Raw genomic sequence first — 17286 nt, forward strand, 5'->3', positions numbered from 1 at the left:
AAGAACATTTGCCAATTTCTACACAAGCTTTTCTTAATAAATTAATTGTAAAAACTCTTCTGTCGTAATTCCACCAAAGTATGTTGGAATATCAATATCAGCTAACGCTTTAGCAATTTCAGTTCGATCATAGTTTGTCCCAGCTAATCGTTGTTCAACATCTGTCATGTCGCCTACACCGAAGAAATCACCAAAAATATGTGCTTCTTCAATAATTCCTTTATTCACCTCTAAGCGAATATCAATGCCTCCTGTTGGGAAGCGATGTGTTTTTTGAATATTAAAGCGAGGCGATTTCCCATAGTTCCATTCCCATGTTTGATAACGCTCTTCAGATAGCTTATGGATATTTGCCCAGTCTTCCTCTGTTAGCTCATAATAGCGAATATTTTCTTCCCCACCGAAAATGGATTTTAAAATTTCTAGACGGAATTCTTCGACTGTCATCTTATCTTTTAAGAACTCAGAAATATTTGCTACTCTTGAACGAATCGATTTAATACCCTTTGATTCAATTTTATCCTTCTTCACCTTTAATGCAGATACTACAGCGTCAATTTCTGTATCAAACAGTAATGTGCCGTGGCTAAACATACGGCCCTTTGTAGAAAACTGCGCGTTCCCGGAAACTTTACGTCCTTCTGCTAAAATGTCGTTGCGTCCTGAAAGCTCTGCATGAACGCCCATTTTTGCAAGTGCATCTACAACAGGCTGCGTGAATTTTTTATAATTCATAAAGCTATCGCCATCGTCTTTAGTAATAAAACTATAGTTGAGGTTCCCTAAATCATGATACACCGCGCCGCCACCAGAAAGGCGTCGAACAACGATTATGCCATTATCCTCTACGTAATCTGTATTAATCTCTTCGATAGTATTTTGATTTTTACCGATGATGATTGAAGGCTGATTTATGTAAAAAAGTAGCACTGGCTCCTTTTCAACATCCATCGTTTTCAATAAATACTCTTCAATGGCAAGGTTAATGCGTGGATCATGAATCCCTTTATTATCAACGAATATCATAATTTACGTTTCCTCCTTCACAATATATCCATATTTATTTTAACGTAAATTAGGCATTTTGTGTTGACGAAAAGCTTCTGTTATAATACACTAGAAAATATTAAAACAGTAATAGTACAGATGAACTTAAAGGAGGAGTCCACAATGTTAGAAAATGTAGTTGAATTTTTCAAGAACCTACCTGCAAAGCAATGTACAGAATGCGGTGAAAAGATTGAAGAACAAAGTGAATGCTACAGCAACACTTGTGAAAAATGTAACCACCTATAAGCATTTGCCTATTCTGTAATAGTCATATACGTGCCCCACACGTACTAAAAATGACACCTCTCATCATATTAATTGATGAACCCTTAATTAAATCTCTTACACTTAAAAACAGCAGCCGATACGCTCATATCAGCTGCTGTTTTTTGTATGACTTTTTGCATATGAGCTGTTTTCTGCTGAAGCTGAACAGTTCTACCCCGTACCTGATTAGTTCTCCCCGCTACTGAGTAACTCTTCCATTGCCAGACAATCATCCAACCGCAAAAAAACACCCACCGATATCGGTGGGTGTAAAAAATTCCTTTTTAGTTTTCTTCGGCTACTTTTGAGTAACGTTTTGTGTGTAGTAACATGAAATAACCGAAAGTAATTGCTAAGAATGCTACTAGGAAGCCTGCTAGAATTCCGTAGTTTTGCATTAAGAATGATGTATCACCAGTTGAGATACTTGCTTTAAATGCTGAAACAGTATATGTCATTGGTAATAGTTTATTAAATACTTGTAATGGTGATGGGATTAACTCAAGTGGGAATGTACCCGCACTTGTTGTAAGTTGTAAAATTAATACAACAATCGCCATAAAGCGTCCTGGATCACCGAAAATAGATACTAACATTTGAATTAAAGCTAAGAAAACATAACTTGTTAATAATGCTGTTAGGCAGAAGTATCCGAAATTGTTTACTTCAAGACCTAAGCCCCATTTTACAATAACCACTGTTAATATAGTTTGAATTAAGCCGACTATTGCTAAAACTGAAGCTTTACTTGTAAACCAAGCGGCTCCATTTTTTGGACGAATCGCTGGTTCCACAAGTGGGAAAACGATAGAGATTAATAACGCACCTACGAATAAACCTAGAGAAATAAAGTATGGTGAGAAACCTGTTCCATAGTTAGGTACATGGTTAACAGATTCTTTATCAACCTCAACTGGGCTACCTACCATATCATATGTGTCTTTGCTTGCATGAACTTCTTTTGCTTTTTCACTTGCTTCACCTAGTTTGCCAGATAAAGTTGATGTACCATCTGCAAGTTCAGTTGAACCATCAACAATCTTTGTAGAACCCTCTGCTACTTCACCTGATTTAGATGCAAGTGTTGATTGACCATTTGCAAGTTTATTTGAACCACTTACTAGCTCATCCAAACCTGAAGCCAATGCTTTAGAACCTGCTCCAACTTTCTGAGCACCTGCATTTAATTCACCTAATTTTTGAGCAAGTGTTGCACTACCAGCTTGAAGAGTTTGTGCCCCTTGGATTAATTCACCACTTTTTGATGTTAATGCATTTGCACCTGCTAACACTTGTGATTGACCTGCTGCAATTTGCGATGCACCAGTATTTAATTCGTTAGCACCAACTTGTAATCGTTTTGTACCAGCAGATAAAGCACCTAAGCCTTCATGCACGCTTGCACTTCCTGCTTGTAGCTTAGTTAATGTTTGTTTTAATACTGCTGCTTGCTCTTCAGGCAATGAACCCATCATGCCTTCTAATTGTTTAGATAACTCATTGATGCCTGCTGCTACTTGAGCAGAACCATCTGTTAATTGACCTGCTGCACCATTTAATTGACCTGCACCATTAGCAAGTTCTGCTGCGCCTGCAGTGATTTTTGGTTGATTATTGCTAATCTTAGCTACACCTGCTTGAAGTTGAGCTACACCCTGTGTATATTGTGATATACCGCCCGAAAGCTTTGTTGCCCCAGTTTCTATTTTCTGTGCACCTGGGTATAACTGTCCAGTAGCGTTTTGTATGCTTCCTATAGCAGTATTTATTTCATTTGCACCTTTTGAAGCATCTCCAATACCTTTAGCAATTTTATCTGCACCATTCGACAATTCAACCGAACTTGATGCTATTTTCTCTATATAACCTTTTAAATCTTTTGTACCATTCGCTAAAGTTTTTGCACCCTCACCTAGCTTATTCGAGCCATCAGCAGCCTCTGTAAATCCATCTCCAAGAGTTGTAATAGAATCAAATAATTTTTCAGCATACGTTGCTGAGACTTGTGAATTTACTTCCGCACGTACACGGTCCATTGCTGTTTCACCAATTTGTGCACCAAGGAAGTTCAATCCTTCATTCGGAATATAATTCATAACTAGTTTAGAAGGTTTGTCATCTAATAAAGTAGTTGCGTGCTCAGAGAAATTTGTTGGAATTTCTAGAATCATATAGTAATCACGGCCATGTAAGCCTTTTTCAGCTTCTTCTTTGGAAACGTCAATAAACTTAAACTCGTTACTCTCGACAAGCTTATCGACTAAATCGTTCCCTAAATCTAATTTAACTCCTTCCATTTCAGCGCCCTTATCTTCATTGACAACAGCTACTGGCAAATTCGGAAGGCCTTTATATGGATCCCAGAATGCCCATAAAAACATACCTGCGTACATCACTGGAATAAATAATACAGCGATTATTGAAACAAGCATTTTTCTTGTTTTTAAGATTTTCAGCCACTCAGCTTTAATCATACGTTTTCTTCACTCCTATAGTATTGACCGAAAACGTCAGTCGGTCATTTTTATTCAAAAAAAAAACAAAATTTCAGGTGGGTAAAACTTCTAGATTGTCCTTGATTCACTTTTTAGCTCGGCCAAATCAAGTTAAAATTAGTCCGCGGAAGATTGTTTCCTTGAAAAGATTTAGTATCTTTTCTTCTGGAATAATTTCACCATGTAGCTCATGCCAATCAACAACAAATGCTAGATACGCCTTTAGCAACAGAAAGCTTACTAATTCTGCATCACAGACTCTAATTTCTCCTTTTACGATACGTCTTTGAATTAATTCAGTAACGTAGGATAAAATTTCATTCTCAATGCGAACTAGAGCTTGTTTAACTGCTGGCGTTCGTAGTTCCTTTTCCTCCTCTAATAGCTTTACAAATAAAAGATGTTTTTCACGGAACTGTAGCATTTTCATTAAAGCATTGTGCGCATTGTCCATAAAGCTAGCTGATGCATCCAACACTGCATCCGCTTCTGCTTGCATCTCTCGTACAAGTGACATAGCTATCTCTTGAAATAAAATTTCTTTATTTGCAAAGAATGTGTAAATCGTCCCTTTACCGACATTCGCAATTTTAGCTACTTGCTCCATTGTTGTCGCCTTGTATCCAAACAATGTAAAGGATTTTGTAGCTGCTTCAAGAATTTCCTGCCTACGATCCATTAGTAACATCCTTTCTTGTTCTATTATGTACATGCCTTTGTACACGAAAATGTTAATGACCAGAAAACCATTTCGGTCATCTGGTCATTATCATATTCCTATTTTAAAAATAATGCAAGCATTTAATTGTGATTTTTTTCACTTTTTTCGTGATCACTATGCTCAGCACCCTCTGATTTATCATTACCGTGATCCATCATGTTATGATCCATGCTGTTATTATTTGCTTTTTCATCTTCTGGTAAAACTTTCGTCATATCGGGGCTACCAGCAGTAATTTGTTGCTTCGGCATATTATGAACACCATTAGCTGTCGTATGAGCATACATATAATATACTCCATCGTGGTCAAACTTAGTCTCTGCTTTATAAACGCCGTCTTTCTCTAATTTACCCTCAATTGTTTGCCCTTCATCTCGTTTACCAGATTCCCACACTTCAAATTTCACATCTGCATCATCAATATTTTTGCCACCTTGTTCAACTTGCGCAGCAAGCTCAACTGTTTCATTTATTGCTACTTCTTTAGGTGTTAAAATTTGAACCTCCAACATTTGTGGCTCTTGTGGTTCAGGTAAAGCTGTTGATTCTTTCTTTTCTCCGCAGCCTACTAATAATGCAGGTACTGCAACTAATGCCAATAACCATTTTTTCATGTTTTATTCCTCCATTAACGGCAATGTAATTTTTACAATTGTGCCTTTTTCAACTTCACTTTCAATCTCTATCTTGCCCTGTAACTGCTTCAGCAATTGTTCAACAATCGACAAGCCGAGTCCACTGCCACCATCTGCTCGACTCCGTGCTTTGTTAACACGATAAAAGCGCTCAGTTACATGTGATAAATCCTCTTTTGGAATACCAATCCCATAATCCTTTATCGTAATTTGTGCACTTCCATTATCCTCAAAAGCAGTAATTTCAACCTTTGACTGCTCATACGAGTAATTAATAGCATTTTCAATTATATTAATAAAAACTTGTTTCAGCTTTACTTCATCAGCTTTGATAATCAATGCATCATCAGCATCCAAATGGATTGCAATGGCCTTCTTCTCTGCTTGATGTGTTAATATTTTTTGAACCTCGCGTAATGTTTCAGCAAGCGGAATTGGATATAAAGTAATTTCCGCCTGTTCATTTTCCATACGAGCAAGTAGAAGTAATTCATTCGTTAAACGTTCCATCCGATTTGCCTCACGTACAATTAGCTGGATCGTTTCCTCTTTTTGACTTTCTGGAATAATGCCCTTTTGCATCGCTTCACTGTATCCTTTTACATAGCTAATAGGTGTCCTTAGCTCATGTGAAACTGTAGCTAAAAATGTTTTTTGAGCTTCATCCTCTTGTTGAATCGACTCTGCCATTTTATTAAAGGTGCTAGATAATCTTCCTATTTCATCTTTAGATTGAACTGTCACACGTGTTCCATAGTTTCCGTCTGACATTTGCTCAACAGCTCTTTGCAAATTACTTAGAGGTCGCATAATATGACGAATTCCTTTATAAATTAAATAGCTGATGACAATTAAAAATATAAAGGCACTGACAAATAAGGAAATGACTTCTTTATTCGCTAACTCACTAATTTTTGCTAAAGGGAAATAAATATATATTATTCCTTCAAGCCTATTTTGGTCTACTAGCGGAAGTACTACAGAAATTAACTGTCTATCAAACCGAGGCTCATACCCAATTTTCTGTACATATTCACCTGCCAGTAATTGCTGTCGTTCTTCTGGACCAATCAATGTTTCGAAATCAATATCAAATGGCACACAAGCACTTAGTTCACGCGGATTTCTTACTGCAAAAATATTCAAATTAGAATAATTAGTATACTGTTCAATATCTGCAATAAATTGATCCGTTACTTTACTACCGGTATACATCGTTTGTAGCTTTGACCCTACCTCTACCATCATCTCTTCCGTGTCTTCTACATAAAGCCGTTCATATAAATAATCAGTCAGGACATACATGAAGACAACGGTAATAATTAAAAATGCAAAGATTAATAGCCAAATACGTGTTGAAATCTTTTTCATTCGCCAGGATCAAAGCGGTAGCCCACTCCCCAAACGGTCTGAATATGCCCCGCTGCTTCCTTTCCAAGCTTTATACGTAAGGTTTTTATATGCGTGTCAACAGTTCTTGTACCCCCTACATAATCAATATCCCAAATGCGTTCTAGTAATTGCTCCCTTGTATAAGCATTCCCAGGGTTGTTCATAAATAAATGTAATAGTTCAAACTCCTTTAAAGTAAGCGGAACACTCTTTCCATCCACAGATACTTTGCGTGCAGTCTCATCTATTTTAATAGGTCCAAGTATCACATATTTTTGCTGTAATTCTTCAATATTAGCACCACTTCTTCTTAACACAGCATGAATTCGTGCAACTAGCTCATCATTTGTAAACGGTTTTACAATATAATCATCTCCGCCAATTGTTAGGCCTTTAACTTTATCCTCATTTGCATCGCGTGCTGTCAGGAAAATAATTGGTATATTCGACATCGCACGTATACTTTGGCAAACCGCAAAGCCGTCTTCATGCGGCATCATCACATCTAGTAGAACTAAATCAATTTTTTCGCGCACAATAATATCATAGGCTTCTGTACCACTTGCTGCTGTTAAAGTCTCAATTTTAGAATTATTGAGCATCATTTCTATTAAATTACGCATATCTTTCTCATCATCAACAATTAATACAGTTGTCACATTTTTTCCTCCCTCACTAACAGTTGAAATGCACCTTTCCCCACATCAACTGTTTTTTCCACCTGACCTTCTCTTATGAAATATAAAGTATGGTCATCATAGCCAGCGACAACAATATTATCTTTAAATTGATTTACGGCAAATGGATTAGCGCCTACCACTTGCTCCCATTTCACATTTCCATCAAAGTCAGCAACATATAATTCATTATGACCATGACTAACAACGAGGATAGCATCCTTTGTTTTGGTTAATCCAACAGGCATTAAAGGCATTTTTATCTCCCCTTTTTTGACTCCTGTCGTAAGATCATATTTTTTAACAAAACTATTCGGTTTGCTTCCTTCGCCATGCCCACCCATCCATAGTTCATTTGTCTCTTCGAGAATAGCTATTCCATGTGATGATTTTTGAATCGGCCACTCTTGCACAACCTTTAGATTTTCTATATTTAACACCGATAATTTCGTATCTTTATAATTAATCACATATAGCTTATCTTTATAGGCTGCCATTGACATAGGATAGTTACCTAGCTTCTGTGTTGCCAGTTCGTTGCCCTTCTCATCAAAGCTTGTCACTGTATTTGTTTTGCTATTCGCAATAAAAAACTGTTTTTTATTTTCGGCATAATACACATTGGTTGTACCAAGCTTTACTTTTTTGGAATAGAGCTTCTTTCCGGTTGATAATGTATAGACGTCTATTTCATTTAATTGATGACCGTACAACAACACACGATCATTTTCAAGCAGTATTGCCCCCGAGTAAGCTTTGTCAAATAACCACGTTGCCATCACATTCCCTTGCCCATCTATAAAATCTAGCGAAGGCTCCTGTATATTTAAGGATGCAATAAAATCCTGGTCGCGTTCTATAGGATCAAACGATTTCTCCGTACACCCTGCTAGCCATATTAGCTGTGCTAAAGAAAAAATGAAGAATACCCATTTTTTCAACATCATCACCTCTGTTTCTTAACTATACTTCACAATTGTGAAATTCGCGTGAAACTTGAATGGTAAATTTATGACAAAGAAAACAAAGCAAATTTCACAATTAATACTACATCTACGAGCATTTATCTAAACCAAAAATATAGTAGCTCATATACTACATTGATTACGGTAAGGAGGAATCCACTTTATGGTGTCCATTAGCTTATGTATGATAGTGAAAAATGAAGAAGATGTCATCGGTAGATGTCTAGCATCTGTAAAAGGGTTAGTCGACGAGATTAATATCATTGATACAGGCTCTACCGACAATACAAAGCAAATCGTTAAACAATTCACAGATCGTATTTATGATTTCGAATGGATTCAGCATTTTGCAGCTGCAAGAAATTTTTCATTTCAGCAAGCAACAAAGGAGTACATTTTTTGGCTTGATGCAGACGACGTATTATTAGAGGAGGATCAAGAAAAATTTAAAGCACTAAAAGAATCTTTGAGTACTGATATAGATGCCGTTTCGATGAATTATAATTTAAGCTTTGATCTTGAGGGAAATGTAAGTTCTCTATTAAGAAGATATCGTTTAGTAAGAAGAGATAAAAAATTTCAATGGATAGGTGCTGTCCATGAATATTTAGAAGTCGGCGGGAAGCTTTTGGATAGTGATATCGCTGTCAGCCATTTACCACTTAGTCATGATCATAATCGGAATATTAACATCTATAAGCAATTAGTTGAATCAGGAGAACTTCTCTCTCCACGAGATACATTTTATTATGCAAATGAATTACTAGATCATGAACAATTTGAGGATGCACTATTTTACTATGAAACGTTTTTAGCTTCTAAACTGGGCTGGGTAGAAGATAATATCCGAGCCTGTTTTAAATTAGCAGACTGTTACTCTCATTTAAATGATAAAGAAAATAATTTGAGTTCCATTTTAAGAAGCTTTGAATATGACATTCCACGCCCGGAAGCGTGTTGTAGACTTGGCTTTCATTTTATGGAACAAGCCAAAAATTATGAAGCAATATTTTGGTATGAACAAGCGCTTGTCATCCAGCAAAAACCTAACACTCCTTTTCAAAATAAAACCTTTACGACCTGGTTACCCCACTTACAACTTTGCGTCCTCTTTGATCGATTACAACAATATGAACTAGCTAACGCACATAATGAATTAGCAAGATCCTATTTACCAAATGATGAAAAAATCCTGCACAATAAAACATATTTTGATCGTATTTTAAATAAGGACAATGAAAAATCTTAATTTCCTTCTATATTAAAGGATTAGTAAGTACTTTGGGGCATTGGAGTAATTTTCAATTTCTAGTAATAGATTTTAACTATTCATTGAAGAAAAATACTTTTATCGCTATTGATATTTTAGAATAACCAAGTAGTTAACTGTCTATTTCACCTTCTCTCTCTATGAATACGATATTTGAGAGAGGAGGTGAAACAATGCATTTTGGACAATTTAAAAATAGAATTTGTAGCAAATGTAATACATTCCCGTGTTGTTGTAATCCTTGTGCTCCAAGCTGTCCTGTTATTCCTATTAAACGTGGAGTAACTGGTCCTACGGGAGCTACTGGGGCTACTGGCTCTACTGGCTCTACTGGGGCTACTGGCTCTACTGGGGCTACTGGCTCTACTGGCTCTACTGGCTCTACTGGGGCTACTGGTGTTACTGGGGCTACTGGCGTTACTGGCTCTACTGGGGCTGCGGGTTCTGCTGGAGCTACTGGGGCTACTGGGGCTACTGGGGCTACTGGGGCTACTGGCGTTACCGGCTCTACTGGTGTTACTGGTTCTACTGGTTCTACTGGGGCTACTGGTGTTACTGGTGTTACTGGTGTTACTGGCTCTACTGGCTCTACTGGCTCTACTGGCTCTACTGGCTCTACTGGCTCTACTGGCTCTACTGGCTCTACTGGCTCTACTGGTGTGACTGGGGCTACTGGCGTTACTGGCGTTACTGGCTCTACTGGGGCTGCGGGTTCTGCTGGAGCTACTGGGGCTACTGGCTCTACTGGGGCTACTGGTGTTACTGGTGTTACTGGTGTTACTGGGGCTACTGGCGTTACCGGGGCTACTGGCGTTACCGGGACTACTGGCGTTACCGGGGCTACTGGTGTTACTGGGGCTACTGGCGTTACTGGTGACACTGGACCTACTGGGGCTACTGGCTCTACTGGCTCTACTGGGGCTACTGGCTCTACTGGGGCTACTGGTGTTACTGGGGCTACTGGCGTTACTGGCTCTACTGGGGCTGCGGGTTCTGTTGGAGCTACTGGGGCTACTGGGGCTACTGGGGCTACTGGGGCTACTGGGGCTACTGGGGCTACTGGGGCTACTGGCGTGACCGGCTCTACTGGCGTTACTGGTTCTACTGGCGTTACTGGTTCTACTGGCGTTACCGGGGCTACTGGCGTGACCGGCTCTACTGGTGTTACTGGTTCTACTGGTTCTACTGGGGCTACTGGTGTTACTGGTGTTACTGGTGTTACTGGTGTTACTGGTGTTACTGGTGTTACTGGTGTTACTGGCTCTACTGGCTCTACTGGCTCTACTGGCTCTACTGGTGTGACTGGGGCTACTGGCGTTACTGGCTCTACTGGGGCTGCGGGTTCTGCTGGAGCTACTGGGGCTACTGGGGCTACTGGGGCTACTGGTGACACTGGGGCTATTGGGGCTACTGGGGCTACTGGTGTTACTGGTGTTACTGGTGTTACTGGGGCTACTGGCGTTACCGGGGCTACTGGCGTTACCGGGACTACTGGCGTTACCGGGGCTACTGGTGTGACTGGGGCTACTGGCGTTACTGGTGACACTGGACCTACTGGGGCTACTGGCTCTACTGGAGTTACTGGCTCTACCGGGGTTACTGGCTCTACTGGAGTTACTGGCTCTACTGGAGTTACTGGCTCTACTGGAGTTACTGGCTCTACTGGGATGACTGGCTCTACTGGGGCTACTGGCGTTACTGGAGCTACTGGTGACACTGGGGCTACTGGCGCTACTGGCGCTACTGGCGTTACCGGGGCTACTGGCGTTACTGGGGCTACTGGCGTTACCGGGGCTACTGGCGTTACTGGGGCTACTGGGGCTACTGGCGCTACTGGCGTTACTGGTGACACTGGACCTACTGGGGCTACTGGCGCTACTGGCGTTACTGGCTCTACCGGGGTTACTGGCTCTACTGGAGTTACTGGCTCTACTGGGGCTACTGGGGCTACTGGGGCTACTGGGGCTACTGGGGCTACTGGGGCTACTGGCGTTACTGGGGCTACTGGTGACACTGGGGCTACTGGCGTTACCGGGGCTACTGGCGTTACCGGCTCTACTGGGGCTACTGGTGACACTGGACCTACTGGGGCTACTGGCGTTACTGGTGACACTGGACCTACTGGCTCTACTGGGGCTACTGGCGTTACCGGGGCTACTGGCGTTACTGGAGCTACTGGCGTTACTGGAGCTACTGGTGACACTGGGGCTACTGGCGCTACTGGCGCTACTGGCGCTACTGGCGCTACTGGCGTTACCGGGGCTACTGGCGTTACTGGAGCTACTGGTGACACTGGGGCTACTGGCGCTACTGGCGCTACTGGCGTGACCGGGGCTACTGGCGTTACTGGGGCTACTGGCGTTACCGGGGCTACTGGCGTTACTGGCGCTACTGGTGACACTGGGGCTACTGGCGTGACCGGGGCTACTGGCGTTACTGGGGCTACTGGCGTTACCGGGGCTACTGGCGTTACTGGCGCTACTGGCGTTACTGGCGCTACGGGTGTAACTGGCGTTACTGGTTTGACTGGCTTTACTGGGCCAGCATTTACAGAAGGTTTCTCAGCATTTAATAATGCTGTATCAGTAAGTGCTTCTAGTACAATCACCAACTGGAGTGTTGCATCTCCTTATTTCACAACACCAGCATTCAATCCAGTGACCGGAATTTTCACTGTTCCAACAACCGGAAGATACTCTTTTGAAGCAACAATCAACTACTCAACTACTGCAGTAATTACCGTTGGTTTAGGAGCTGGCATCAATCCATCATTTGCAATTCGCAGAAACGCAGCAACAAGTTTAATAAGCGGATTATTCCCTTTATTAAATGTAAATATTATTGCCGTATTGAATTTACGCACTATCCTTGGTAATGGGACAGTAACATTGGCTGGAGAAGTCGAATTAACTGCAGGTGATACCATTGATTTATTCTACAATGCTAACGGTTTAACGATCGGACTTACTCTTGGAGGAGCGAACTCTGGCGGTATTGTATGGTCATGTCACCGAATTTCATAGCATTAAAGAACAAAAATTTTTACTGGTTGAACAAATAACATTCTCTATAAGATTTTTACTGGGAAAGTAGAAGCTTACTTTCCCAGTTTTCTATTTCGATTTATCTAACTTGTGCAATTTTTACTTTTAAACGCTCATACTTTACAAATAATTTATCGCGGAATCTCTTAAAAGCAATAAAAAAGTAGTACAAACATTGTTCAAGTTTGTACTACTTCTAATAACTATTTAATCCACAAACATTTCCGTTAGTACTTCGTCAGCAACATTTTTACCTTGCTCAACGCACTCAGGTATTGATATTCCTTCGAAAGAACTCCCCGAGAGCTTTACAGCGGGAAAATGTTCACGTAATTCTTGCTTTACTCGCTCTATTTTCGCTTCATGTCCTACGGTATATTGTGGCATGGCATTTTTCCAGCGGGAAACTACAGTCATTAACGGTTCTCCATCTACACCAATTGTTTTCATTAAATCCTGCAAAACGGTCTTTTCAATTTCAGTATCGGATAACGCTACAATTGCCTCGTCGCCCACTCGGCCAATATAACTACGTAACAGCACGTAATCATCCGGTGTTGTGCCAGGCCACTTTCGATTAATCCAAGTACAAGAAGTTATTGAAAAATCACTATTTCGAGAAACAAAAAATGATAACGCATCTAGATCACCTAACTGGTCTTTTTTAAATGCCATTGTCACAGTAGCAATAGTTGCTGCCTTCATCGTACTCAATTCATTTAATAACTGGTGTTTGCTGAACATTTTTCTTGCTACATTAAAAGGTGTAGCAAGAATAACAGCATCTGCTTTTAATTGTGTAAAATTGTTTAACACAACTTGGACAGTACCATCCTTACCATGCTCAATTTCCTCGACTTTAACACCCTTCATAACTGTACCAGGTAGTAGTGATTCTTCAAGTTTTTCGATAAGTGTCTCAAGACCATTATTAAATGATTGAAAAATGCCCTTATCTTTCGTAATAAGATCGTTATTTAAAAAATTTGTACCAGACTTTTTCATACCAATAAGTAAGCTACGATATTTTTGCTCTAATCCATAGAGCTGCGGAAATGTTGAACGCATACTTAACTGCTCAATATCACCAGCAAACGTTCCAGCAAGTAATGGCTCTACTAAATTTTCTACAATTTCAGCACCGAATCTTCTTCTAAAAAATTGCCCTAATGGTTGGTCATCATCCTGTGCAGAGCGCGAGATGAAAAAATCCCCCGCTGCACGAACTTTCCCGCTAAGTGAAAACAAACCTGATGTAATAAATGACGAAACATGTGGTGTTGCCCCAGACAAAAGATTACTAGGGATTGGATACAATTGACTACCAACAGCAATGTAAGTCGGCCCTGTATTGCTTGTAATCATTTCTTGTTCAATGCCTAAATCCTTTGCCAAAGCATATACATAGTTCTCGCGATCAAAAAAAGATTCTGGCCCGCGCTCGATAATACAGCCATCTTTTCTCAGTGTTTGTATTTTTCCGCCAAGACGTAATGACGACTCGACAAGTACGATATCTAACGGCAAATCTTTTGCGCTTGCTTCTTTTTGCAAATAGAACGCAGCTGTGAGGCCAGTAATACCACCGCCTACAACAACTACCTTTCGTCTTTTCTGAGTCACCAACATCATCACTTTCTTTTCGCTTAGCTTAATTTTTTATGAATGGCATCAACCATTGCATCAATAAATAATGGGTGTGTATTTGGCATGGCTGGACGATAATATTTCGCGCCAAGTTCATCACAAACAACTTTACATTCATAATCGTTGTCATATAAAACTTCTAAATGTTCTGTTACAAAGCCAACTGGCGTATAAACGAATGAGCGGAAGCCTTTTTGCTCGTAAAGTTCACGTGTTAAGTCCTGAACATCTGGACCGATCCACGGCTCAGGTGTTTGTCCTGCTGATTGCCAGCCAACTTCTACATTATTGACACCCGTAGCTTCTTTAATTAGTCGAGCCGTCTCAATTAATTGATCTTCATACGGATCGCCCAACTCTTTAATTTTCTCAGGAAGTGAGTGTGCAGACACGATTAGGCATGCTTTTTCACGTTCTTCATCAGACATTGCTTTAAATATTTCATTCACTTTGTTTTTCCAATACTCAATGAACTTTGGTTCATCATACCAAGATTCTACAGAAGTAATTGTTAATCGATCTCCAGCTGTTTCTGCTGCACGACCATTATATGACTTAATAGAGAACGTTGAGAAGTGAGGAGCTAATACGATAGAAACCGCTTCTTTAATACCTTCTGCTACCATTCCTTCTACCGCATCTTCAATGAATGGATGGATATGCTTTAAACCAATAAATAATTTATATTCCACTTCATCTTGCATTTCATTTAAACGTGCGCATAAAGCTTCAGCCTGCGCCTTAGTAGCAGCAGCAAGTGGCGATAAACCACCGATAGCCTCATAACGACCGCGTAAATCTTCTAAATGCTCTTCTGATGGTTTGCGACCGTGGCGAATATGCGTATAGTAAGGTTCGATGTCTTCTTCTTTATAGGGTGTTCCGTATGCCATAACTAATAAGCCTTTAACTTCTTTCATTACCTTTTCACCTCTAAATAATAGTTAAGTATATCTTTATCGTACAGTATGTGACAAAAAGAAGCTGTCCAATTCATTAGGTTGGACAGCACCCTTTCTACGATGAAATCGAGATATCATTCATAGAAAAGAAATATGAAAGTTAATATCTTGTTCACATCTATATTAAGAGCGTGCTTGAATTTGTTGAGCACTATACTCATGAATAAGAGCTGTTAAACGTTTTAACACTTCTGGATCTACCTCTGGGAATACACCATGACCTAAGTTAAAGATGTGCCCTGGCATTTCTAAGCCTTGATCGATAATATCTTTCGTGCGTTTTTCAATAATTGACCAATCAGCAAGTAATAGTGATGGATCTAAATTCCCTTGTACAGGCTTAGTTATACCATTAGCACGAGCCTCTCTAATTGGTAAACGCCAATCTAAGCCAACAACATCGATCGGTAAATCATTCCACTCTTTCGCTAAATGACTTGCACCGACACCAAACTGAATAAGTGGCACATTTTCTTTTTGCAACTCTGCAAAAATACGTGTCATAACTGGTTTAATGAACACACGATAGTCTTCAACATTTAAAGCACCAACCCAAGAGTCAAATATTTGGATAGCTTTCGCTCCCGCTTCTACCTGGGCTGAAATATCAGAAATAATCATGTCAGCCAATTTATCCATTAATGCAAACCAAGCTTGAGGCTCTGATACCATAAATGACTTTGTTTTATTATAATTTCTTGAAGGACCACCTTCAATCATATAACTTGCGAGAGTGAATGGTGCACCTGCAAAGCCGATTAGAGGTACATTCAGTTGTTCCTCTGATAACATTTTTATTGTTTCTAAAACGTATGGTGTATGTTCTTTCGCATTAAATTCGCCTAGTTTTTCTATATCCGCGATTGAGCGAATTGGATTTGAAATTACAGGACCTACGCCTGCTTTGATTTTTACATCTACTCCAATCCCAGGGAGTGGTGTTACTATGTCTTTGTATAAAATCGCTGCATCAACATTGTAATTTTCTACTGGTAACCGCGTTACATATGCACAAAGTTCAGGTTGAAGTGTAATTTCCTCTAAAGAATACTTTTCTTTAATCGCACGATATTCTGGCTGAGAGCGTCCTGCTTGTCGCATATACCACACTGGTGTATGTTCTGTTCTTTCTCCCCGTGCAGCACGTAGAAGAGTATCATTAAAAGTTGTCATGAATAGTTCCTTCCCCTCAATAAAATTCATATAGTAAAATTCTCTGATTTAATTCGTTATTATTGATATCCGTTTTCAATAGTAAACGCTTCCTCTGTTATTGTATAGTTTTCATAGGGAAATGTCATAAAATTGTTCTTTCTATAGGATTTCTTTTTTGACAAAGCTATATACTTCCATTTAAATGGAGATAATCACGCTATGTTATCATTTCCGCTTTAGCGTACTAGTTGCTTTCGCGTAGATAACAGTAGGTCTAAGTAGTGCGATGTACAAGCACCATTCATTCCTTTAAAAAGATGAACATTTATAAGGAGGGCAACAGTTATGTATATTTATTTAACTTCTGGTACAGGTGATTTTTTAGAGCAGTTAAAGAATAAACATCCAAACGAGGCGTTGATTTTAATACACGGAGAGGGAAACTCTGTGCTTATACATGAAACCAATGGAAAATCTATATTTGCCACACCTCGTAAGTTTGAAGTGCTAGATTCAGTAAATGCTCTAGAAGAACGAGGCTTCTTTGTTTTCAACAATATTCCTGTGACAGATGAAGGTCGACCAGTTTTTGAACATCGCTTTTTAAATCGAGCACGTGCTATAGAAGATGAACCAGGCTTTGTAGCCTTTCGACTACTTCGTCCATTAAATAGTGAAACATACATTGTCATGACACAATGGAACGGTCCTCATTCATTCGAAGCATGGAAAAGCTCAAAGGCTTTCGCATCAGCACATGCCGAACGCAAAGAACCAACAGGCGTGAATCAACAAAACATTTTCTCAGCAGCTTCCTATGTCACAACCTATAGTGCCGCTCCAAAAGAAGACAACGAAGATTAATTGAGGGGCGCGGGTATTCTCTGTTCTTCCGCGGGTATTTCCCCCAGTAGCGCGGGTATTCATTACTTTTTCCAAGGATATTCTTAATGAGAAACGTTTACCCCTATTTATCCAGTTTGTAAAACTATTATGTTATTAATAA

General features: G+C 39.8%; 14 protein-coding genes. 4 read left to right on the forward strand and 10 right to left on the reverse strand.

Annotated features, from left to right (window positions below):
- Nucleotides 1-33 precede the first annotated feature (33 nt).
- Complete coding sequence (locus ACVYAD_RS18105; RefSeq protein WP_476427366.1) at nucleotides 34-1026, reverse strand: lipoate--protein ligase; 993 nt, start codon at nucleotides 1024-1026, stop codon at nucleotides 34-36.
- A 144-nt stretch (nucleotides 1027-1170) separates the two neighbouring features.
- On the opposite strand from ACVYAD_RS18105, the gene yhfH reads away from it, so the two are divergent.
- A complete protein-coding gene (gene yhfH / locus ACVYAD_RS18110) occupies nucleotides 1171-1296 on the forward strand; it encodes a protein YhfH (RefSeq protein ID WP_012292204.1) in 126 nt (41 codons plus the stop codon).
- 305 nt (nucleotides 1297-1601) lie between these two features.
- On the opposite strand, the gene ACVYAD_RS18115 is transcribed toward yhfH, so the two are convergent.
- The 6 genes from ACVYAD_RS18115 to ACVYAD_RS18140 all read right to left on the reverse strand — a co-directional run bounded on the left by ACVYAD_RS18115 (nucleotide 1602) and on the right by ACVYAD_RS18140 (nucleotide 8181).
- Nucleotides 1602-3791, reverse strand: a complete 2190-nt coding sequence (locus ACVYAD_RS18115; RefSeq protein WP_476427367.1) for a YhgE/Pip family protein — start codon at nucleotides 3789-3791, stop codon at nucleotides 1602-1604.
- Between the two features lie 127 nt (nucleotides 3792-3918).
- A complete protein-coding gene (locus ACVYAD_RS18120) occupies nucleotides 3919-4491 on the reverse strand; it encodes a TetR/AcrR family transcriptional regulator (protein ID WP_476427368.1) in 573 nt (190 codons plus the stop codon).
- A gap of 122 nt (nucleotides 4492-4613) precedes the next feature.
- Nucleotides 4614-5147: a FixH family protein gene (locus tag ACVYAD_RS18125; protein WP_349661880.1), complete on the reverse strand. Its 534-nt coding sequence runs from the start codon at nucleotides 5145-5147 to the stop codon at nucleotides 4614-4616.
- A 3-nt stretch (nucleotides 5148-5150) separates the two neighbouring features.
- On the reverse strand, nucleotides 5151-6539 hold the full coding sequence (locus tag ACVYAD_RS18130; RefSeq protein WP_476427369.1) for a sensor histidine kinase: 1389 nt from the start codon (nucleotides 6537-6539) through the stop codon (nucleotides 5151-5153).
- Nucleotides 6536-7219, reverse strand: a complete 684-nt coding sequence (locus tag ACVYAD_RS18135) for a response regulator (protein WP_197144247.1) — start codon at nucleotides 7217-7219, stop codon at nucleotides 6536-6538. The genes ACVYAD_RS18130 and ACVYAD_RS18135 overlap by 4 nt, the downstream gene beginning before the upstream one ends.
- On the reverse strand, nucleotides 7216-8181 hold the full coding sequence (locus ACVYAD_RS18140; RefSeq protein WP_476427371.1) for a YncE family protein: 966 nt from the start codon (nucleotides 8179-8181) through the stop codon (nucleotides 7216-7218). The genes ACVYAD_RS18135 and ACVYAD_RS18140 overlap by 4 nt, the downstream gene beginning before the upstream one ends.
- A 184-nt stretch (nucleotides 8182-8365) precedes the next feature.
- Between ACVYAD_RS18140 and ACVYAD_RS18145 the strand changes: the two genes are divergently transcribed.
- Nucleotides 8366-9451 (forward strand): glycosyltransferase family 2 protein, encoded by a 1086-nt coding sequence (locus tag ACVYAD_RS18145; protein ID WP_476427372.1) that lies wholly within the window; start codon nucleotides 8366-8368, stop codon nucleotides 9449-9451.
- Nucleotides 9452-9645: 194 nt separating this feature from the next.
- A complete protein-coding gene (locus ACVYAD_RS18150) occupies nucleotides 9646-12495 on the forward strand; it encodes a beta strand repeat-containing protein (RefSeq protein WP_476427373.1) in 2850 nt (949 codons plus the stop codon).
- A gap of 228 nt (nucleotides 12496-12723) precedes the next feature.
- On the opposite strand, the gene hemY is transcribed toward ACVYAD_RS18150, so the two are convergent.
- The 3 genes from hemY to hemE all read right to left on the reverse strand — a co-directional run bounded on the left by hemY (nucleotide 12724) and on the right by hemE (nucleotide 16298).
- On the reverse strand, nucleotides 12724-14148 hold the full coding sequence (gene hemY / locus ACVYAD_RS18155; RefSeq protein ID WP_349661949.1) for a protoporphyrinogen oxidase: 1425 nt from the start codon (nucleotides 14146-14148) through the stop codon (nucleotides 12724-12726).
- Between the two features lie 14 nt (nucleotides 14149-14162).
- Entirely contained in the window at nucleotides 14163-15083 is a 921-nt protein-coding gene (gene hemH / locus ACVYAD_RS18160; RefSeq protein ID WP_476427375.1) for a ferrochelatase, read from the reverse strand.
- 165 nt (nucleotides 15084-15248) lie between these two features.
- Nucleotides 15249-16298, reverse strand: coding sequence for a uroporphyrinogen decarboxylase (gene hemE / locus ACVYAD_RS18165; protein ID WP_476427376.1), 1050 nt, complete (start codon nucleotides 16296-16298; stop codon nucleotides 15249-15251).
- Nucleotides 16299-16625: 327 nt separating this feature from the next.
- Between hemE and ACVYAD_RS18170 the strand changes: the two genes are divergently transcribed.
- Nucleotides 16626-17144 (forward strand): antibiotic biosynthesis monooxygenase family protein, encoded by a 519-nt coding sequence (locus tag ACVYAD_RS18170; RefSeq protein WP_349661952.1) that lies wholly within the window; start codon nucleotides 16626-16628, stop codon nucleotides 17142-17144.
- Nucleotides 17145-17286 lie beyond the last annotated feature (142 nt).

It is taken from the genome of Lysinibacillus sp. G1-3 (genome assembly GCF_056322905.1).